Raw genomic sequence first — 19,434 nt, 5'->3', positions numbered from 1 at the left:
GGTGACAGTCGAGGTCCACCACGTGATCGACGGGCCGGCCACCGGCGAGGCGGTGGTGCTCAGCGGTTCGCTGGGCAGCACGCTGGCGATGTGGGAGCCGCAGGTCCGGCCGCTCACTGAAGCCGGGTACCGGGTGATCCGGTACGACCACCGCGGGCACGGCGGTTCGCCGGCGCCGGAAGGCCCGTATCGCATCGCCGATCTCGGCGGGGACGTGCTGGCGCTGCTGGACCGGCTGGAGGTGGAGAAGGCGCACTTCGCCGGGCTGTCGCTGGGCGGGATGGTCGGGATGTGGCTGGGCGCGCACGCCTCCGATCGGCTGCTTTCGCTGGTGCTGTGCTGCACTTCGGCGAAGCTGGGGCCGCCGGAGATGTGGGCCGACCGGATTCGCGCGGTCCGTGCGGGCGGGACCGAATCGCTGGCGTCGTCGGTGGTGGACCGGTGGGTCACCCCGGCCTTCCCCGCCGAGCGCCGGGCGGAGCTGGAGCGGATGGTCGCGTCCACTTCGGACGAAGGCTATGCGGGCTGCTGCGCGGCGATCGAGGTGATGGACCTGACCGGCGAGCTGGCCGCGATCACCGTGCCCACGCTGGTGATCAGCACTTCGGAGGACCCGGCCACCCTGCCACCGCACGGCAGGGCGATCGCCGACGCCGTTCCGGACGCGCGGTTCGCCGAGGTCCAGGGCGCCGCGCACCTGGGCAACGTGGAGCGGCCCGGCGAGTTCAGCGAGCTGATCCTGGCCAGGCTGGCGGCCCGATGAGCGACGACGAGCTGTACGCCGACGGCATCCGCGTCCGCCGCGAGGTGCTCGGGGACGCGCACGTGGACCGCGCGGTGGCGAACACGACCGAGTTTTCGCAGCCGTTCCAGGACTGGATCACCCGGTCGGCGTGGGGCTCGGTGTGGACCCGGCCGGGACTGGACCGGCGCACCCGCAGCTGCGTGACGCTGGCCGCGCTGACCGCCCTGCACTGCCACGAGGAACTCGCCATGCACGTCCGCGTGGCCATCCACAATGGACTCACGCCGGCCGAGATCTCCGAGGTGCTGCTGCACACCGCGGTCTACGCGGGGGCGCCGGCCGGGAACGCCGCGTTCGCGGTGGCGCAGCGGGTACTCGCCGAGCTGGGTGAGGAGTCCGCCGTTCCCCGGCCCGCCGACTAGAGTCGGGGGCATGGACGAGACCCGGGGCGCGCACCACGTGCAGTCGCTGGACCGCGGGCTGGCGGTGATCCGCGCGTTCGGCGCGGACGCACCCGAGCTGACGCTGAGCGACGTCGCCAGGACCACCGGGCTGACCAGGGCGGCGGCCCGGCGGTTCCTGCTCACCCTGGCCGACCTGGGGTACGTGCGCACCGACGGCAAGTACTTCTCGCTGACCGCGCGGGTGCTGGAGCTGGGGTACGCGTACCTGTCCAGCATGTCGCTGCCCGAGGTGGCCACGCCGCACCTGGAGCGGCTGTCCGCCGAGGTGCACGAGTCGAGTTCGGTGTCGGTGCTGGAGGGTGGCGACATCGTCTACGTGGCGCGGGTGGCGGTGTCGCGGATCATGACGGTCTCGATCAACGTGGGCACGCGGTTCCCGGCGTACGCGACGTCGATGGGGCACGTGCTGCTGGCCGGGCTGCCCGACGACCGGCTGGACGAGTACCTGGCGCAGGCGCGGCTGGACCGGCTGACCTCGCACACGCTGACCTCGGAGGCCGCGTTGCGGGCGGAGCTGGCCGAGGTGCGCGGGCGCGGGTGGGCGCTGGTGGACCAGGAACTGGAGGAGGGGCTGCGCTCGGTCGCCGCCCCGATCCGGGGGCGCGACGGGAAGGTGGTCGCCGCGGTGAACGTGTCCACGCACGCGTCGCGGACCTCACTGGACGTGGTGCGCGACGAGATGGTGCCGCGCCTGCTCGACGCCGCCGAACGCATCGAGGCCGATCTGGCCGTCGCGCCGCCTTCGCGGGCTACGCGTGGGTGAGTGCGCCGGGCTGCTGCTGGCGGCGGGGTCCGGTCGTCGGTTCGGCGGGCCGAAGGCACTGGCCGAAGTGGACGGTGAGCCGCTGGTGCTCCGGGCGTTGCGGACGCTGGCGGATTGCTCGCCGGTGGTGGTGGTGACCGGGGCGGCGGCTTCGTCGGTCGAGGCGCTGTTGCCTTCGGAGGTGCGCGCGGTGCACGCCGCGGACTGGGCCTCGGGCATGGGCGCTTCGCTGCGGGCCGGGTTGCTTGCTCTGTCTACTGTGGACGCTTCGGCTTCGGCGGTGGTGGTGCACCTGGTGGATCTGCCCTGGGTTGGCGGGCCGGTGGTGCGGAGGCTGGCCGGGCTGGCCGCGCCGGACGTGGTGGCGCGGGCGGCTTATGGTGGCGTGCCCGGGCATCCGGTGTTGCTGGGGCGGGAGCACTGGGCGGAAATCGCGGACGCGGTCTCGGGGGATGCGGGGGCGCGGCACTGGCTGGCGGGTCGTGAGGATCTGCGGCTGGTGGAGTGCGGTGACTTGGGAAGTGGTCGCGACGTGGACCGTCCCGGGGATCTGCCTCGCCCCGGTTTTTCAGTGTGACGACGGCGGAGAACTCGTTGTCAAGGCTGGGGAGCGTACCTTGACAACGAGTTCTCCGCCGTGTTTTTGGCTTTGGACCGGGGTGAGGGAGGGGGAGTGGGCGACTGCTCCCCCTGAGTGCCCCGGCCGCCGGTTGAGTGGGGCGCCGTGTCACGAATGTGGCTTTCGAGACGTTTCGCGTCCCGAAAGCCACATTCGTGACACTTGACGATGAGGTGCCCGGCTGGCTCGTTTCCGCCCTGGGGGTGGGCGATCGCTCAGACTCGTAGGACTCGCGGGCCCGTGGCGGCGATTTCGTCGGCGACGGCGGCGTCGATGCCGTCGTCGGTGATGAAGGTGTCGATGTCGCTCAGTTCGGCGAAGCGCGAGAAGTGGTCGTTGCCCACCTTCGTGTGGTCGGCCAGCAGCACCGCGCGGCGCGCGCAGTTCACCGCTGCGCGCTTCACCATCGACTCGGCTGGGTCCGGGGTGGTCAGGCCGCGTTCCACGGAAATCCCGTTCGTGGCCATGAAAGCCACCTCGACGAACGTCTCGTCCAGCGCGCGCAGCGCCCACGCGTCCACCGACGCCAGCGTCCGGCTCCGCAACCGGCCGCCGACCAGCATCACCGTCAGGTTCGGCCGGGTGGTCAGGGCCAGCGCGATGTTCACCGAGTGCGTCACCACGGTCAGTTCGCGGTCCAGCGGCAGCTGCTCGGCCACGCGTGCGGTCGTCGTGCCCGCGTCGAGCAGGATGGTGCCTTCCTCCGGCAGTTCCGCCAGCGCCGCCTTCGCGATGCGCTCCTTCTCCGCGGTCATCACGCCTTCGCGAGTGGACACCGCGGGCTCGAAACCCAGCCGCTCCACCGGAATCGCGCCGCCGTGCACCCGTCGCAGCACACCGTGCCGTTCCAGCACGGTGAGATCGCGGCGCACCGTCTCCGTGGTGACGGTGAACTCCTCCGCCAGCGTCGCCACGTCCACCCGGCCGAGGCCGCGTGCCCGTTCGAGGATGATCTGCTGCCGCTCCTCCGCGTACATCCCCCACCGCCCCGTTGTCGTGAATTTCCCGTCCAGGTAACCACACGATGTGAGTTCATGTGGGGACTTGCGTGCTTGTTTGGTTACGAACCGGCACGGGGCTTGCAAACCAACGTGAACCCATGCAAAATCACTCAAAACCAAGTCCGGCTCAACGACCGAGGTGGTGTGCGGGTGTTCCTCACCGTGACGGCGAACCCGAGCGTGGACCGCACCGTCGAGGTGCCGCGCCTGGTCCGCGGTGAGCTCCACCGCGCGTCCGCGGTGCACGTCCACCCCGGCGGCAAGGGCATCAACGTGGCCCGCGCCCTGGTGCGCAACGGGCTCGACGCCCGCGCGGTGCTCCCGGCCGGCGGCCCGGAGGGCGACCACCTGATCTCCCTGCTGAACCGGTACGAGATCGACGTGGTGCGCGTGCCAGCGTCCGGTCCGGTGCGCACCAACATCAGCGTGATCGAGCCGGACGCCACGGTCACCAAGCTGAACGAGGCGGGCGCGCGGCTGTCCGCGGCCGAGATCGCGGCACTGTCGAAGGCGGTGCTCGGCAACGTCTCCGACGTCTCCTGGGTGGTACTGGCGGGCAGCCTGCCACCTGGGGTCGACGCCGGGTTCTACGCCGAGCTGATCCGCTCGCTCGAAGGGCGCGCCGAGGTCGCGGTGGACACCAGCGGACCCGCGTTGCTCGCCGCGGTCAAGGCCGGGCCCGCGCTGGTCAAGCCGAACCTCGAAGAACTGGAGGAGGCCGTCGGCCGTCCACTCGCGACCATGCGTGAAGTCGTCGAGGCCGCACGGGAACTGCGTGGGCTCGGCGCCCGCGCGGTGCTGGCGAGCCTGGGCGGCGAGGGCGCGGTGCTGGTCGACGGCGAGGGCGCGTGGCACGCCGAGGCCGACGCCGTGGCGCGGAGTTCCGTCGGTGCGGGCGATTCGCTGCTGGCCGGGTTCCTGGCCGGTGGCGGGCACGGCCCGCGGGCGCTGGAGAGCGGGGTCGCGTGGGGCGCGGCGGCGGTTTCGCTGCCGGGCAGCACCATGCCGGGCCCGGTCGAAGTGGGGGCGGCCGAGGTGCGGCTGCACCCCGAGCTGGAGCCGGAACGCGGGGTCGGCGCGGGGGCGTGAAGCCGGGAACATCCCGGGGGGCTGTCAGGAAAACCAGTCCGAGCAGCAGGAAGAGTCAACGATGACGAAGACGGAAGAAGCGCCATCCCGGGGACACCGGGTGCGGGTCACGGTGCAGCGGTTCGGCGGCCACATGGCGGGCATGGTGATGCCCAACATCGGCGCCTTCATCGCCTGGGGTCTGATCACCGCGTTGTTCATCCCGTCCGGCTGGACGCCGAACGCGAAGATCGAGACGCTGGTCGACCCGATGATCAATTTCCTGCTGCCGGTGCTGATCGGCTACACCGGCGGCAGGCTGGTGCACGGCCAGCGCGGCGCGGTGGTCGGCGCGGTGGCCACGGTCGGCCTCGCGGTCGGTGCCGAGATCCCGATGTTCCTCGGCGCGATGGCGATCGGCCCGCTGGCCGGTTACCTGATGAAGCTGTTCGACGAGCACGTCGGCAGCCGGACCGCGCCCGGCTTCAAGATGCTGGTGGACAACTTCAGCGCCGGCATCATCGGCGGCCTGATGGCGGTGCTCGGCATGCTCGCCATCGGCCCGGTGGTGCAGGGCGCGACCAAGGCGCTCGGCAACGGCGTGCAGGCCCTGTTCGACACCGGCCTGCTGCCACTGGTCTCGCTCATCGTGGAACCGGCCAAGGTGCTGTTCCTGAACAACGCGATCAACCACGGGGTGCTCTCCCCGCTGGGCATCGCGGACGCCGCGGAGACCGGCAAGGCGATCGAGTTCCTGATCGAGCCGAACCCCGGCCCCGGCCTCGGCATCCTGCTGGCGCTGACCTTCTTCGGCGCGAAGAGCGCGCGGGCCACCGCGCCCGGCGCCATCGTGATCCAGTTCCTCGGCGGCATCCACGAGATCTACTTCCCGTACATCCTGGCGGCGCCGCGGCTGATCCTGGCCGCCATCGCCGGTGGTGCGGCCGGCATCTTCGTGTTCAGCGTGTTCGACGCCGGGCTGACCGCCACGCCCGCGCCGGGCAGCATCATCGCCGTGCTCGCGGTGACCCCGAAGGGTGGTTACCTGGGCGTGATCGCCGGTGTGGTGATCGCCGCCGCGGTGAGCTTCCTGATCTCGGCGGTACTGCTGAAGTTCGGCCGGGACGCCCGGCGTGAGGAACGCGAGCAGCAGCTCGCCAACGGCGGCCAGGTCTGAGCCGGAACGAAAGGGGAATCCGCGTGAGCAGCATCGACGGCAAGGAAATCACCAAGGTGATCATCGCCTGCGACGCCGGTATGGGCAGCAGCGTGATGGTCGCGGCACAGCTGGGAAAGCGGCTCAAGCCGTACCAGGTCAAGGTCGAGCACATCCCGGTCAACGAGATTCCCGGCGACGCGCAGCTGGTGCTGTGCCAGGAAACCCTGGTGGCGCGGGCGAAGAAGAACTCGGACGCGGTGATCATCGGCTTCCAGAACTTCCTCGGCGACCCGGTGTTCGACCGGGTCGAGCAGGTGATCAGGGACGGGGGCACGCTGGATGGCTGAGCTGCTGGAGGCCTCCGGGATCCGGCTGGGCGCGAGCGCGGCCGACCGCGACGACGCCATCCGCCAGGTCGGCGCGGTGCTGGTCGAGATCGGCGCGGTGGACCCCGCCTACGTCGACGGCATGCTCGAGCGGGAGGAGTCGGTCTCCACCTTCGTCGGTGAGGCCGTGGCCATCCCGCACGGCACCAACGCCGCCCGCGAGCACGTCAGGCGGACCGCGCTGGCCGTGGTCCAGTTCCCCGGCGGCGTGGACTGGGGCGGGCAAGAGGTGAAGCTGTGCGTCGGGATCGCGGCCCAGGGCAGTGAACAGGTGCAGATCCTGTCCGCGCTGGCCCGCACCCTGCTCGACGCCGAACAGGCGGCTCAGCTGCGCGAAGCGTCCGATCCGGACACGATCCTGCGCATTCTGACCGCGACCGAAGAGGAGGCAGTCCAGTGAAGGTGGCCCGTTTCTACGCGCCGGGCGACATCCGGATCGAGGATGCGCCGGAGCCGTCGCCCGGTCCGGACGAGGTGAAGATCCGCGTGCACGCGTGCTCCACCTGCGGCACCGACCTGAAGATCTTCCGGCACGGGCACCACCACATCGATCCGCCGCGGGTGATCGGGCACGAGATCGCCGGTGAGGTGGTGGAAACCGGCGCCGAGATCGACGGCTGGGCGGCGGGCGACCGGGTGCAGGTGATCGCCGCGATCCCGTGTGGTGAGTGCGCGGACTGCCGCCGCGGCTGGCGCACCATCTGCCCGAACCAGCTGTCCATGGGCTACCACTTCGACGGCGGGTTCGCCGAGTACATGATCGTGCCGCAGCGCGTGCTGCGCGTGGACGGGCTGAACCGGATCCCGGAAGGCCTGTCCTACGCCGAAGCGTCGGTCGCCGAGCCGCTCGCGTGTGTCCTCAATGGACAGGAGTTCGCGCAGGTCGGCGAAGGTGACGTCGTGGTGGTCACCGGGGCGGGGCCGATCGGCTGCCTGCACGTGCGGCTGGCCAGGGCCCGTGGTGCCGCCGCGGTCTACTTGGTCGAGCTGAACCGCGGCCGCCTGGACATGGCCGCGGACCTGGTCAAGCCGGACGCCGCGATCTGCGGTGCGGAAACCGATCCGGTGCATGCCGTGCTGGACCTGACCGAAGGCCGCGGTGCCGACGTGATCATCACCGCCGCGGCGGCGGGCAAGGCGCAGGAGGACGGGCTGAAGATGGCCGCCAGGCGCGGCCGGATCAGCTTCTTCGGCGGGCTGCCGAAGGACAACCCGATCATCGCCTGCGACTCCAACCTGGTGCACTACCGCGAACTGACCATCTACGGCGCCAACGGCTCCAGCCCGGACCACAACAAGCGGGCGCTGGAGCTGATCGCCACCGGCGCGGTCGGGGTCGACGACCTGATCACGCACCGGCTGAAGCTGGACGGCGTGCTCGACGCGATCGACACGGTGGCCTCCGGCGAGGCGATCAAGGTGACCATCGAACCGTCCGCCAGCTGACCGGAGGGGTGTGCGCGCGTGACCACCGAACTGCACGGGAATCCGGCGAGCCCGGGCACCGCTTCCGGCACGGTCGCCCGCATGCGCCCGGTGCCGGAACTGCCCGCACAGGTGCCGGAATCGGCGGGCGCGGAACAGGAGTTCGCCACCGCGAAGGCCGCGCTCGCCGGGGTCGCCGAGGAACTGGAACGGCGCGGCAAGGCGCTTTCCGGTGAGGCGGCGGAAATCCTGGACACGCAGGTGATGATGGTCCGCGATCCCAGCCTGGAGCAGGGGATCGCGAAGGCCACCGACGAGGGACTACCCGCCGCGTGGGCGGTCCGGGAGGCGTTCGCCGCGCACATCGAGGTGCTGCGCGGGCTCGGCGGGTACCTCGCCGAGCGGGTGACCGACCTGGCCGACCTCCGCGATCGGGCGATCGCGGTCGCGCTCGGGGTGGAACCCCCGGGCATCCCGGCCGCGGACGGGCCGTTCGTGCTGGTCGCGGTGGACCTCGCGCCGGCCGACACGGTCACCCTCGATCCGTCGAACGTGCTGGCCATCGTCACCGAGAAGGGCGGCGCCACCAGCCACACCGCGATCCTGGCGCGGTCGCTGGGCATTCCGGCGGTGGTCGGCTGCGCGGCGGCGGAGTCGTTGTCGGACGGCCAGCTGGTGGTGGTCGACGGTGGCGCGGGCAAGGTGGTGGTTGATCCGGAGACGCGCCTGCTGGACTCGATCGAGCGGGAGGCCGAGGAGCAGCGGCGTGAGCTGGCGCGGCACCGCGGTCCCGGTTCGACGAAGGACGGCCACCCGGTCAAGCTGCTGCTGAACATCGGTGGCGCGGGCGGGCTGGAGGAAGCCGCGGCGGCCGACGCCGAGGGGATCGGGTTGTTCCGCACGGAGTTCCTGTTCCTGGACCGGGCCGAGGCGCCTTCGCTGGACGAGCAGCGCGCCGCGTACGGCAAGGTCTTCGCCGCGTTCCCCGGGCGGCCGGTGGTGGTGCGGACGCTGGACGCGGGCGCGGACAAGCCGGTGCCGTTCGCCAACGACGACGTGGAGCCGAACCCGGCGCTCGGTGTCCGGGGGTATCGGGTGGGCCGCCGGAACCCGGGGCTGCTGGACGTGCAGCTGGAGGCGATCAGCCTGGCGGCGCGCGAGCACGAGACCGACGTGCGCGTGATGGCGCCGATGGTGGCGACCGCGGCCGAAGCGCGGGAGTTCGCCGCGCGGGTGCGGCACTTCGGCATCGCGCGGGCGGGTGTGATGATCGAGGTCCCCGCGGCGGCGCTGCGGGCGGAGGCGATCCTGGCCGAAGTGGACTTCGTCAGCATCGGCACCAACGACCTGGCGCAGTACACCTTCGCCGCGGACCGGTTGCTCGGTGAGCTGAACGACCTGCTGGACCCGTGGCAGCCCGCGTTGCTGGACCTGGTGTCGATGGTCGCCGAGGCGGGGCGGAAATCCGCGAAACCGGTGGGCATCTGCGGCGAGGCGGCAGGCGATCCGTTGCTGGCGCCGGTTCTCACCGGGCTGGGCGTGACGAGCCTGTCCATGTCGGCCCCGGCGGTGCCCGCGGTCCGAGCCGCCCTCCGGCGCCAGACCTTCGACGACTGCGCGGCGGTGGCGGCGGCCGCCATCGCCGCCCCGGACGCCGCCGCCGCTCGCGCCGCCGCCAGCTGACCGCGCCCGGGCTGGGCGGTGTCACGAATGTGGCTTTCGAGACGTTTGGCGTCTCGAAAGCCAGGTGGATTCCAGTGGTTGTTGCAACACCCTTGTTGATGGGAGTTGTGATGGTGCTGGGTCGTGATGTTCGGGTGCGGTTTTGGGGGTTGGTGCGGGCGGGGTGGGCGGTGCGGCCGGCGGCGGGGTTGGCGGGTGTGTCGCATGAGACGGGGCGGCGGTGGTTCGCGCAGGCTGGTGGGGTGATCGGGAACGCGCCGTGTGCGCTGGGCGGGCGGTATTTGTCGTTGGCTGAGCGGGAGGAGATCTCGCGGGGGTTGTGTGCGGGGTGGTCGTTGCGCAGGATCGCTCGGGGGCTGGGGCGGGCGGCGTCGACGGTGAGCCGGGAGGTGGCTCGTCATGGTGGGCCGGTGGCGTATCGGGCGGTGGTTGCCGACAGCGCGGCGCGGGTGCGGGCGCGGCGTCCGAAACCGGTGAAGCTGGCTGTTGACGCCCGGCTGCGGGCGTGGGTGCAGACTCGGCTGGAGAAGCGGTGGTCGCCCGGGCAGATCGCGGCCGCGCGCAAGCTCGCTTTTGCCGATCAGCCGGAGCGTTGGGTGTCGCACGAGACGATCTACCAGGCCATTTACGTCCAGAGCCGGGGCGCGTTACGGCGTGAGCTGGCCGCGTGCCTGCGGACCGGGCGGGCGCTGCGCCGTCCCCGCGGCCAGGCCCGCCGCCACCTGCCGCCCCGGCTGCCCGGCCCGATCCCGATCTCGGCGCGCCCGGCCGAGGCCGCCGACCGCGCGGTGCCCGGGCACTGGGAAGGCGATCTGATCCTCGGCGCCGGCAACAGCTCCGCGATCGGGACGCTGGTGGAGCGGTCCACCCGGTTCGTGCTGCTGCTGCACCTGCCCCACGGTCACACCGCCGAGCACGTCCGCGACGCGATGATCGCCACCATCACCACCCTGCCCGCCCAGCTGCGACGCTCGCTGACCTGGGACCGCGGCAACGAAATGGCCCGCCACGCCGAGATCACCCTGGCCACCGACATGGCCATCTACTTCTGCGACCCGCACTCACCCTGGCAACGCGGCACCAACGAGAACACCAACGGCCTGCTCCGCCAGTACTTCCCCAAAGGCACCGACCTGACCAGGCACACCGCCGACGACCTCGCCGCCGTCGCCGCCGAACTCAACGAACGCCCCCGCCACACCCTGGGCTGGCTCACCCCAGCCCAATCCCTCAACCGAGTACTGTCCGGACAGTCCCCCGTTGCAACCACCGCTTGAGCCCGCGCCACATTCGTGACACTCAGCGTTCCCCGCGCGGGGCTCGTATTCTGGGCCGGTGACGGTACCGACGGATCCCGGTGAGCTGGCCGCGGCGTTGCGGAGGACCGGCTACCTGGCCGACGCCGGCATCGCGACCGCCGCCTACCTCGCCCTGCGCATGGGGCGCCCGCTCTTCTGCGAGGGCGAGCCCGGCACCGGCAAGACCTCACTCGCCGTCGCGCTGGGGAAGGCGTTGAACCTCCCGCTCATCCGCCTGCAGTGCCACGAGGGCATCGACGCCGCTCAGGCGCTGTACGAGTGGGACTTCCCGCGTCAGCTGCTCCACCTGCGTGCCCTCGAAGCCGCCCATCGTGAGGTCGACGAAGCCTCCCTCTACACCGAGCGCTTCCTGCTCGCGCGCCCGCTGCTCCAGGCGCTGAAGGAAGCGCCGTGTGTGCTGCTCGTAGACGAGATCGACCGCGCCGACGACGAGTTCGAGGCCTTCCTGCTCGAACTGCTCGACGGCAACTCGGTCAGCATCCCGGAGTTCGGCGAGGTCCGGGCCGAGAAGCCGCCGCTGGTGGTGCTCACCTCGAACCGCACGCGCGAGGTGCACGACGCCCTCAAGCGCCGCTGCCTCTACCACTGGCTCGAGCACCCCGACCTGGCCAGGGAGATCGACATCCTCCGGCACCGGCTGCCCGGCCTGGACGAACGGCTCGCCGCCCAGGTCGCCGGGGCCGTGCACCGCATCCGGCGGCTGGAGCTGCTCAAGCCGCCCGGCGTGGCCGAGTCGCTGGACTGGGCCCGCGCGCTGACCGCGCTCGACCGCGACGTGCTCGACGCCGAGGCCGCCGCGCTCACCCTCGGCGCCGTGCTCAAGTACAGCGAGGACATCGACCGCGTCCGCGCCAAACTGGACTCGCTCCTCGGCTGAGAACTCAGGACTTCTCGGGCACCCGCCAGCCGCGCTCGCCCGCGAGTTCCATCGCCTGCGCCGGACCCCACGAGCCCTGCTCGTACGAGTGCACCTTCGGCGGCTGCCGCAGCACCGGGTCGCACAGCTCCCAGAGCCGCTCGACCTCTTCCGCGCTGGTGAACAGCGTCTGGTCGTCGCGCAGCACGTCGAGCAGCAGGCGCTCGTAGGCCTCCAGCGGCTCGGCGTCGGCGAAGGCCTCGGAGAACCGCATGTGCAGCTTCGCGTGGTCCAGCTTCAACGCCGGCCCCGGCCGCTTCGCGCGCAGCTCCAGGGTCACCGTCGAATCCTCGGTCAGCTCGAAGACCAGCTCGTTGGGCTGGCTGTCGAACCCGTTGGCCGAGTCGAACATCTTCAGCGGCGGCTCGACGAAGCCGAGCGTGATGGTGCGCCTGCTCTGCTCCATCGCCTTCCCGGTGCGCAGCAGGAACGGCACGCCCTTCCAGCGCCAGTTGTCCACCCACACCTCGGCCGCGACGAAGGTCTCCACTTCGGACTCGCCGGCCACGCCCGGCTCGTCGCGGTAGCCCTCGTACTGGCCGAACACCACGCGGTCCGGGTCCAGCGCGCGGACCGCCTGGAACAGCTTGCGCTTTTCCACCCGCAGCGATTCGGCGTCCACGTGCACCGGCGGCTCCAGCGCCAGGAAGCCGAGCAGCTGGAACAGGTGCGTGGAGATCATGTCGCGGAAGGTGCCGGTCGACTCCATGAAGCCGGCCCGGCCCTCGATGCCGATCGATTCGGGCACGTCGATCTGCACGTAGCTGATGTGGTGGCGGTTCCACACCGGCTCGAAAAAGCCGTTGGCGAACCGCAGCGCCAGGATGTTCTGCACCGCCTCCTTGCCGAGGAAGTGGTCGATGCGGAACAGCTGCTCCTCGGCGAAGACCTGGTGCAGCGCGGTGTTCAGGCTGCGCGAGGACTCCAGGTCGCGGCCGAACGGCTTCTCCAGCACCACCCGCGCGTCCTCGGCGAGACCGGTGGCGCCGAGCATCTTGACCATCGGCTCCATCGAGTCCGGCGGCACCGACAGGTAGAGCAGCTTGCGGGTGTCCGGGCCGAGTTCGGCCATCGCCGCGTCGACCGCGGCGGCGAGCGCCTCACCGTCGTCCTTCGACGAGGTCTGGAAGGTGATGCGCTGCGCGAACTCCTCCCACACGTGGTCGTCGAAGCGCGCGGAACCGGAGAACTTGAACACGGCCTTGGCCAGCTTGTAGCGGAACTCCTCGTCGGTGCCGGGCGAGTTGCGCCCGGAGCCGATGATGCGGAACTGCTCGGGCAGCAGCCCGGAGCGCATCAGCCGGAACAGCCCCGGGAAGAGCTTCCGGCGGGCGAGATCCCCGGTGGCGCCGAAGATCACGAAGACATGGGGCACCATCTTTTCGCTCGGGGCGAACAGGGCCTGGGGCGCGGCTGACTCAGTCATCGCTGTCCATCTTCACCGCCGGGAGCGGTTTCGCCCAGTCTTTGCGCGATTTTGTGGCGAGTGCACGTCATGCGGTTGGGGAACGCACCAGACAACCGGGATATTTCCCTGAACAACCGGTGACCAGCGGTCAGCTTACCGGTAAGTAGCGTCATTGCGCGCACGGCGGGAAACCCGCGGCCGGGCGTATCGTGGGTTTTCTGATGGACACCCCGCTCCCCGGGTTCGCCGGGTTCGCCACCGCGTTGCGCGCGGCCGGGCTGCCCGCCGCCCCGCAGCGGCTGCACGCCTTCCTCGGCGCGGTGGAGCACATCGAGCTGGCTGAGCGCGAGCAACTGTACTGGGCGGGCCGCCTGACCCTGTGCGCTGACCCCGACGACCTGCCGCGGTACGACCGTGCGTTCGCGTCGTGGTTCGGCGAGGAACCGCCGCCCGGCCCGCGCCGCGGCCAGCCGGTCCCGCGCCGGAGCAAGGTGGCGCTGATGGCCGAGTCGCCGCCGGAAGGCCAGGCCGAGAGCGAGAACGACCCGCTGCGCGTGTCGGCCAGCGCCGAAGAGGTGCTCCGCCACCGCGACCTCGGTGAACTGTCCGCGGCCGAGCGCGAGCACCTGCGTGAGCTGTTCGCCACGCTGAGCCCGGTGTTCCCGACGCGCCGCTCGGCCCGCCGGCGCCCGTCGCGGCGCGGTGAGCTGGACCCGGGGCGGACGCTGCGGGCGATGATGGCCAGCGGTGAGCCGGTCCACCTCGCCCGGCGCCGCCGCGCCGAGCAGCCGCGCCGGGTGGTGCTGCTGATCGACGTGTCCGGCTCGATGAGCCCGTACGCGGACGCCCTGCTGCGGTTCGCGCACGTGCTGGTCAGGCGGGCGCCACGCGCGGTCGAGGTGTTCACCATGGGCACCCGGCTCACCCGCGTGTCCAGGCAGCTGCGCCAGCGCGACCCCGAGCAGGCGATGCTCGCCGCCGGGCACGCGGTCCCGGATTTCGCCGGCGGCACCCGGCTGGGCGAGACGCTGCGGCTGTTCCTCGCCAGGTGGGGGCGCCGCGGGCTGGCCAGGCGCGCGGTGGTGGTGATCTTCTCCGACGGCTGGGAACGCGGCGACACCACGCTGCTGGGCGCACAACTGGCGGCCCTTCGCCGCCTCGCGCATTTGGTGCTTTGGACGAATCCCCACGCCGGGCGGGCGGGTTACGCTCCGGTCCAGTCCGGGATTGTGGCGGCGCTGCCGCACCTGGACGGGCTGCTCGCCGGGCACAGCTTCGACACCCTGAACCGACTGCTCACGGAAATGCGAGAACAACGCGATGCGTGATGTGCTGGAGGAACTCCACCGCCGCTGGTCGGCGGGGGAGACGGTGGGACTGGGCACGGTGGTGGCCACCTTCTCGTCGGCGCCGCGCGCGCCGGGGGCGGCGATGCTGGTCGCCCCGGACGGCACGGTGACCGGCAGCGTGTCCGGCGGCTGCGTCGAGGGCGCGGTCTACGAGCTGGCCCAGCAGGTGGTCGAGGACCGCACGCCGGTGCTCCAGCGCTACGGCGTCAGCGACGACGACGCCTTCTCCGTCGGCCTGACCTGCGGCGGCATCATCGACATCTACGTCGAGCCGGTGGACCGCGAGAGCATGCCGGAGCTGGCCGAGCTGGCCGAATCCGTCCACAAGGGACAGCCGGTCGCGGTGGCCACCATCGTCGAGCACCCGGATCCGGAGCGGCTCGGCAGGCGCGTGGTGGTCTGGCCGCAGCGCACCGCGGGCACGCTCGGCTCGTCCAGGATGGACGACGCGGTGGCCGACGACGCCCGCGGCATGCTGGCCACCGGCCGCACCGGGATGCTGCACTACGGCCCGGACGGGCAGCGGCGTGGTGAGGGCGCCTCGGTGTTCGTGAACTCGTTCGAACCGCCGCCGCGGCTGCTGGTGTTCGGCGCGATCGACTTCGCCGCCGCGATGGCGCGCCTCGGCGCCTACCTGGGCTACCAGGTCACCGTGTGCGACGCGCGGCCGGTTTTCGCCACCAAGAGCCGGTTCCCGGACGCGCACGAGGTGGTGGTCGACTGGCCGCACCGGTACCTGCGTGCCGAGGCCGACGCGGGCCGGATCGACCGGCGCACCGTGGTCACCGTGCTGACGCACGACCCGAAGTTCGACGTGCCGCTGCTGGAGGTGGCGCTGCGGCTGGACGTCGGGTACGTCGGCGCGATGGGCTCGCGGCGCACGCACGACGACCGCATCGCGCGGCTGCGGGAGGCCGGGATCGCCGACGAGGAGATCGCGCGGCTGTCCTCGCCGATCGGGCTCGACCTCGGGGCGCGCACCCCGGAGGAGACCGCGGTGTCGATCGCCGCCGAGATCATCGCCCTGCGCTGGGGCGGCAAGGGCCAGCGGCTCGCCGAACTGGACGGCCGCATCCACGGTTAGCCCCCGGTGGCGCGCGGCCGGTGCACGCCGCTGACTGGAAAATCCTCGCCGGATCCCGCGAATCCGGCGTGATCCCCGGCTGAAAACACGCATCCGCGGATCGGCGCTCCAAGGTCACCCGGCCTGGGGTTGTCCGATCGAGATCGGAGTAGCACGCTCGCGAGTGAGCCCGATCACTTCCAGACCCACCACTGGAGGCCCGATGCGAATCACCGTCAACGTCGACGGAACCAGCTACACCGACGAGGTCGAGCCACGCCAGCTGCTCGTGCACTACCTCCGAGAACGGCTGGGCAAGGTCGGCACCGTAGTCGGCTGCGACACCAGCAACTGCGGGGCGTGCACCGTGCACCTCGACGGCCACAGCGTGAAGTCCTGCTCGGTGCTGGCCGTGCAGGCCGACGGCTGCGAGGTCACCACGATCGAGGGCATCGCCCGCGACGGCAAGCTGCACCCGGTGCAGCAGGCCTTCCACGACAACCACGCGCTCCAGTGCGGCTTCTGCACCCCCGGCATGATCATGCAGTCGATCGACCTGCTGGCCGACAACCCCGATCCCGACGAGCAGGCGGTGCGCGAGGGCATCGAGGGCAACCTGTGCCGCTGCACCGGCTACCAGAACATCGTGCGTGCCGTGCGCGACGCCGCCCACCACATGCGCCCCGGCGCCGGTCCCGAGGCCGAGCGCGTCGAGGACGGCAGCGGCCTCCGCGCGCCGAGCAGCATCGGCGGGGGTGAGTGATGACCTCCACGATCGAGCCGGAGGTAGGCCGGTCCAGGCTGCGCAAGGAGGACGAGCGCCTGATCACCGGGCGCACCCGCTGGACGGACAACCTGACCCTGCCCGGCATGCTGCACCTGGCCGTGCTGCGCAGCCCGTTCGCGCACGCCAGGATCACCTCGATCGACGTCAGCGAGGCGAAGACCAAGCCGGGTGTGGTCGACGTGTTCACCGGCGCCGACTTCGCCGACGAGCAGGGCAGCCTGCCGTGTGCCTGGCCGATCACCGAGGACCAGAAGGCGCCCGACGCGCCCGCGCTGGCGGTGGACACGGTCAACTTCGCCGGTGAGGCGGTGGCCGTGGTGGTCGCCCGCAGCGACTACGAAGCACACGACGCGCTGGAGGCCATCGAGGTCGACTACGAGGACCTGCCGGTGGTGCTGGACATGGAGGAGGCCATCAAGGACGGGGCCGACCTCGTCCACTCCGCACTGTCCACGAACACCAGTGCCACCTGGATCTTCGACTCTTCCGAGGCGGGCACCGGCGGTGAGGTCGAGGCCGCCATCGCCGACAGCGAAGTGGTGATCACCCGCAAGTTCCGCCAGCAGCGGCTGATCCCGGCGTTCATGGAGCCGCGCTCGGTGGTGGTCGACCCGACCGGCGGGCAGTTCACCATGTGGTCGGCCACCCAGATCCCGCACATCCTGCGGCTGATGCTGGCCATGACGCTCGGCGTGCCGGAGCACAAGGTGCGCGTGATCGCGCCGGACGTCGGCGGCGGGTTCGGCGGCAAGCTGCAGGTCACGCCCGAAGAGGTGATCGCGTTCCTGGCCGCGCGGCGGCTCGGCCGCCCGGTGAAGTTCACCGAGTCGCGGTCGGAGTCGCTGCTGAGCGCGCACCACGGCCGCGACCAGATCCAGCACCTGACGCTGTCCGCCAAGCGCGACGGCACGATCACCGGGCTCAAGGTGGAGCTGCTCGCCGACATGGGCGCCTACCTGCGGCTGGTCAGCCCCGGTGTGCCGATCCTCGGCGCGTTCATGTTCAACTCCATCTACAAGATCCCGGCCTACCGGTTCGTCTGCACCAACGTGTTCACCAACAAGGTGCCGACCGACGCCTACCGCGGCGCCGGCCGTCCCGAGGCCACCTTCGCCATCGAGCGGATGATGGACGAGCTGGCCGCCGAACTGGGCGTGGACCCGCTGGAGCTGCGGGAGAAGAACTGGATCAAGCACGAGGAGTTCCCGTACACCACGGTCGCCGGGCTGACCTACGACTCCGGTGACTACGAGGCCGCGACGGCGAAGGCGAAGGAGCTGTTCGACTACGACGGGCTCCGCCACGAGCAGGCAGAACGCCGTGAGCGCAAGGACCCGGTGCAGCTGGGCATCGGCATCTCGACCTTCACCGAGATGTGCGGGCTGGCGCCGTCGCGCGTGCTCGGCTCGCTGTCCTACGGCGCGGGCGGCTGGGAGCACGCCGCGGTGCGGATGCTGCCCACCGGCAAGGTCGAGGTGGTCACCGGCTCCTCGCCGCACGGCCAGGGCCACGAGACGGCGTGGAGCCAGATCATCGCCGACCAGCTCGGGGTGCCGTTCGAGGACATCGAGGTGCTGCACGGCGACACCCAGTCCTCGCACAAGGGCATGGACACCTACGGTTCGCGCTCGCTGACCGTCGGCGCGATCGCCGCGGTCAAGGCGGCGGAGAAGGTGGTGACCAAGGCCCGGCCGATCGCCGCGCACATGCTCGAATGCGCGGAGGACGACCTGGAGTTCGCCGGCGGCAAGTTCACCGTCCGGGGCACCGAGTCCTCGACCACCATCCAGGACGTGGCGCTCGCCGTGTTCGCCGCCCACGACCTGCCCGACGGGGTGGAGCCGTCGCTGGATTCGGAGGCCACCTTCGATCCGGAGAACTTCTCCTTCCCGCACGGCACGCACCTGTGCGCGACCGAAGTGGACACCGAGACCGGCCGGGTCACCGTGCGGTCCTACGTCTGCGTGGACGACATCGGCAAGGTGATCAACCCGATGATCGTCGAGGGCCAGGTGCACGGCGGGCTCGCGCAGGGCATCGCGCAGGCGTTGTTCGAGGAGGCGGTGCACGACGAAGGCGGCACGCTGACCACCGGCACCTTCGCCGACTACCTGCTGCCGTCGGCGGCGGACCTGCCCTCGTTCACCACCGACCGCACGGAAACCCCGTCCACCTCGAACCCGCTGGGCGTCAAGGGAGTCGGGGAGGCGGGCACCATCGCCTCCACCCCGGCGGTGGTCAACGCGGTGGTCGACGCGCTGCGGCCGTACGGCGTGCACGACGTGGAGATGCCGATGACCCCGATGCGGGTGTGGCAGGCGATCCGCACCGGGCAGGCCGACGCGGGCGGCGTCGGCGCGGAGTCCGGCGGCGGGCTCGGTTCGATCGACGCGTCTTCTGGAGGTGCCCAGTGATCCCGGCGGCTTTCGACTACGTCGCTCCGTCCACAGTGGACGACGCGGTGCGCGCGCTGGCGGACGCCGGCGAGGACGCGAAGGTGCTCGGCGGCGGGCAGAGCCTGCTGCCGGTGCTCCGGATGCGGCTGGCCACGCCGACCAAGCTGATCGACCTCGGCCGGATCCCCGAGCTGCGGGGCGTTCGCGAGGACGGTGACGCGCTGGTGATCGGGTCGATGACCACGCACTACGAGCTCCAGCGGGACCCGTTGATCGACGCGCACGCGGCCCTGCTGGCCAGGGCGACCGACACGGTGGCCGATCCGCAGGTGCGCCACCGCGGCACCTTCGGCGGTTCGCTGGCGCACGCCGATCCGGCCGGTGACCTGCTGGCGCCGGTGCTGGCCATGGACGCCGAGCTGGTGGTGTCCGGAATGGACGGCAAGCGGACGGTGCCGGCGGCGGAGTTCTTCGTCGACCTGTTCACCACCGCGCTGCGGCCCGGCGAGATCCTGGTCGAGGTGCGGGTGCCCAAGCACACCGGCTGGCAGGCGCACTACGAGAAGTTCAACCGGGTGGCGCAGGCGTGGTCGATGGTGGCGGTGGCCGCCGCGGTCCGCACCGACGGCGGCACCATCGCCGAGGCCAGGGTCGGGCTGACGAACATGGGCTCGGTGCCGATCCGGGCGCGGGCGGTGGAGTCGGCGCTGGTCGGGCAGCCCGCCACGGCCGACGCCGTGCGCGCGGCCGCCGAACACGCCGCGGACGGCACCTCGCCGGCGGCGGACGGCAACGCCGATGTGGAATACCGTCAGCACCTGGCGAAGGTGCTGACCGGGCGCGCGCTGACCGCCGCGCTGAGTTCGTAGGTAGCTAGGAAGGG

General features: G+C 71.3%; 19 protein-coding genes. 17 read left to right on the top strand and 2 right to left on the bottom strand.

Translation table 11 applies throughout. The annotated features are described in order from the left end of the window. Position 1 precedes the first annotated feature (1 nt). Genes pcaD through A4R43_RS19525 form a run of 4 tightly spaced genes read left to right on the top strand, consistent with a single transcriptional unit; the run spans position 2 to position 2,549 of the window. A complete protein-coding gene (gene pcaD / locus A4R43_RS19540) occupies positions 2-763 on the top strand; it encodes a 3-oxoadipate enol-lactonase (protein WP_113693653.1) in 762 nt (253 codons plus the stop codon). Then, complete coding sequence (gene pcaC, locus A4R43_RS19535) at positions 760-1,167, top strand: 4-carboxymuconolactone decarboxylase (protein WP_113693652.1); 408 nt, start codon at positions 760-762, stop codon at positions 1,165-1,167. Before pcaD ends, pcaC begins: the two co-directional genes overlap by 4 nt. A gap of 10 nt (positions 1,168-1,177) precedes the next feature. Then, complete coding sequence (locus A4R43_RS19530; RefSeq protein WP_113693651.1) at positions 1,178-1,972, top strand: IclR family transcriptional regulator; 795 nt, start codon at positions 1,178-1,180, stop codon at positions 1,970-1,972. After that, on the top strand, positions 1,965-2,549 hold the full coding sequence (locus A4R43_RS19525; RefSeq protein WP_113693650.1) for a nucleotidyltransferase family protein: 585 nt from the start codon (positions 1,965-1,967) through the stop codon (positions 2,547-2,549). Before A4R43_RS19530 ends, A4R43_RS19525 begins: the two co-directional genes overlap by 8 nt. Positions 2,550-2,806: 257 nt before the next feature. Here the strand turns inward: A4R43_RS19525 and A4R43_RS19520 are convergent, their stop codons facing one another. Continuing rightward, entirely contained in the window at positions 2,807-3,568 is a 762-nt protein-coding gene (locus A4R43_RS19520; protein ID WP_113693649.1) for a DeoR/GlpR family DNA-binding transcription regulator, read from the bottom strand. Between the two features lie 174 nt (positions 3,569-3,742). Here A4R43_RS19520 and pfkB point away from each other — a divergent pair, with 174 nt between their 5' ends. The 8 genes from pfkB to A4R43_RS19480 all read left to right on the top strand — a co-directional run bounded on the left by pfkB (position 3,743) and on the right by A4R43_RS19480 (position 11,509). Next, on the top strand, positions 3,743-4,681 hold the full coding sequence (pfkB, locus tag A4R43_RS19515) for a 1-phosphofructokinase (RefSeq protein ID WP_113697730.1): 939 nt from the start codon (positions 3,743-3,745) through the stop codon (positions 4,679-4,681). 61 nt (positions 4,682-4,742) lie between these two features. After that, positions 4,743-5,837 (top strand): mannitol-specific PTS transporter subunit IIC, encoded by a 1,095-nt coding sequence (gene mtlA / locus A4R43_RS19510; RefSeq protein ID WP_113693648.1) that lies wholly within the window; start codon positions 4,743-4,745, stop codon positions 5,835-5,837. 23 nt (positions 5,838-5,860) lie between these two features. After that, complete coding sequence (locus tag A4R43_RS19505) at positions 5,861-6,166, top strand: PTS lactose transporter subunit IIB (RefSeq protein ID WP_113693647.1); 306 nt, start codon at positions 5,861-5,863, stop codon at positions 6,164-6,166. Continuing rightward, the gene (locus A4R43_RS19500; RefSeq protein WP_113693646.1) at positions 6,159-6,605 is read left to right on the top strand and encodes a PTS mannitol transporter subunit IIA; all 447 of its coding nucleotides are present in this window, start codon (positions 6,159-6,161) and stop codon (positions 6,603-6,605) included. The genes A4R43_RS19505 and A4R43_RS19500 overlap by 8 nt, the downstream gene beginning before the upstream one ends. After that, positions 6,602-7,651, top strand: coding sequence for a zinc-dependent dehydrogenase (locus A4R43_RS19495; RefSeq protein ID WP_113693645.1), 1,050 nt, complete (start codon positions 6,602-6,604; stop codon positions 7,649-7,651). The genes A4R43_RS19500 and A4R43_RS19495 overlap by 4 nt, the downstream gene beginning before the upstream one ends. Before the next feature lie 18 nt (positions 7,652-7,669). Then, positions 7,670-9,313 carry a phosphoenolpyruvate--protein phosphotransferase gene (gene ptsP, locus A4R43_RS19490; protein ID WP_113693644.1) on the top strand — a complete coding sequence of 548 codons (1,644 nt, stop codon included), beginning with the start codon at positions 7,670-7,672 and terminating at the stop codon, positions 9,311-9,313. 98 nt (positions 9,314-9,411) lie between these two features. Then, positions 9,412-10,590 (top strand): IS30 family transposase, encoded by a 1,179-nt coding sequence (locus tag A4R43_RS19485; RefSeq protein WP_205215173.1) that lies wholly within the window; start codon positions 9,412-9,414, stop codon positions 10,588-10,590. Positions 10,591-10,648: 58 nt separating this feature from the next. After that, positions 10,649-11,509 (top strand): AAA family ATPase, encoded by an 861-nt coding sequence (locus tag A4R43_RS19480; protein ID WP_113693643.1) that lies wholly within the window; start codon positions 10,649-10,651, stop codon positions 11,507-11,509. A 4-nt stretch (positions 11,510-11,513) separates the two neighbouring features. On the opposite strand, the gene zwf is transcribed toward A4R43_RS19480, so the two are convergent. Continuing rightward, complete coding sequence (gene zwf / locus A4R43_RS19475; RefSeq protein WP_236809127.1) at positions 11,514-12,974, bottom strand: glucose-6-phosphate dehydrogenase; 1,461 nt, start codon at positions 12,972-12,974, stop codon at positions 11,514-11,516. A 203-nt stretch (positions 12,975-13,177) separates the two neighbouring features. Here zwf and A4R43_RS19470 point away from each other — a divergent pair, with 203 nt between their 5' ends. The 5 genes from A4R43_RS19470 to A4R43_RS19450 all read left to right on the top strand — a co-directional run bounded on the left by A4R43_RS19470 (position 13,178) and on the right by A4R43_RS19450 (position 19,420). After that, on the top strand, positions 13,178-14,284 hold the full coding sequence (locus A4R43_RS19470; protein WP_113693642.1) for a vWA domain-containing protein: 1,107 nt from the start codon (positions 13,178-13,180) through the stop codon (positions 14,282-14,284). After that, the gene (locus A4R43_RS19465) at positions 14,277-15,389 is read left to right on the top strand and encodes an XdhC family protein (RefSeq protein ID WP_113693641.1); all 1,113 of its coding nucleotides are present in this window, start codon (positions 14,277-14,279) and stop codon (positions 15,387-15,389) included. Before A4R43_RS19470 ends, A4R43_RS19465 begins: the two co-directional genes overlap by 8 nt. A 202-nt stretch (positions 15,390-15,591) precedes the next feature. Beyond that, positions 15,592-16,131, top strand: a complete 540-nt coding sequence (locus A4R43_RS19460) for a (2Fe-2S)-binding protein (protein ID WP_113693640.1) — start codon at positions 15,592-15,594, stop codon at positions 16,129-16,131. Then, positions 16,131-18,569, top strand: coding sequence for a xanthine dehydrogenase family protein molybdopterin-binding subunit (locus tag A4R43_RS19455; protein WP_113693639.1), 2,439 nt, complete (start codon positions 16,131-16,133; stop codon positions 18,567-18,569). The genes A4R43_RS19460 and A4R43_RS19455 overlap by 1 nt, the downstream gene beginning before the upstream one ends. Then, on the top strand, positions 18,566-19,420 hold the full coding sequence (locus A4R43_RS19450; RefSeq protein WP_113693638.1) for an FAD binding domain-containing protein: 855 nt from the start codon (positions 18,566-18,568) through the stop codon (positions 19,418-19,420). The genes A4R43_RS19455 and A4R43_RS19450 overlap by 4 nt, the downstream gene beginning before the upstream one ends. The last annotated feature ends 14 nt before the right edge of the window (positions 19,421-19,434 follow it).

It is taken from the genome of Amycolatopsis albispora, assembly GCF_003312875.1.
In the GTDB taxonomy this organism is placed as follows: Bacteria; Actinomycetota; Actinomycetes; order Mycobacteriales; family Pseudonocardiaceae; genus Amycolatopsis; species Amycolatopsis albispora.
This window is presented reverse-complemented; position numbering and strand designations above follow the sequence as displayed.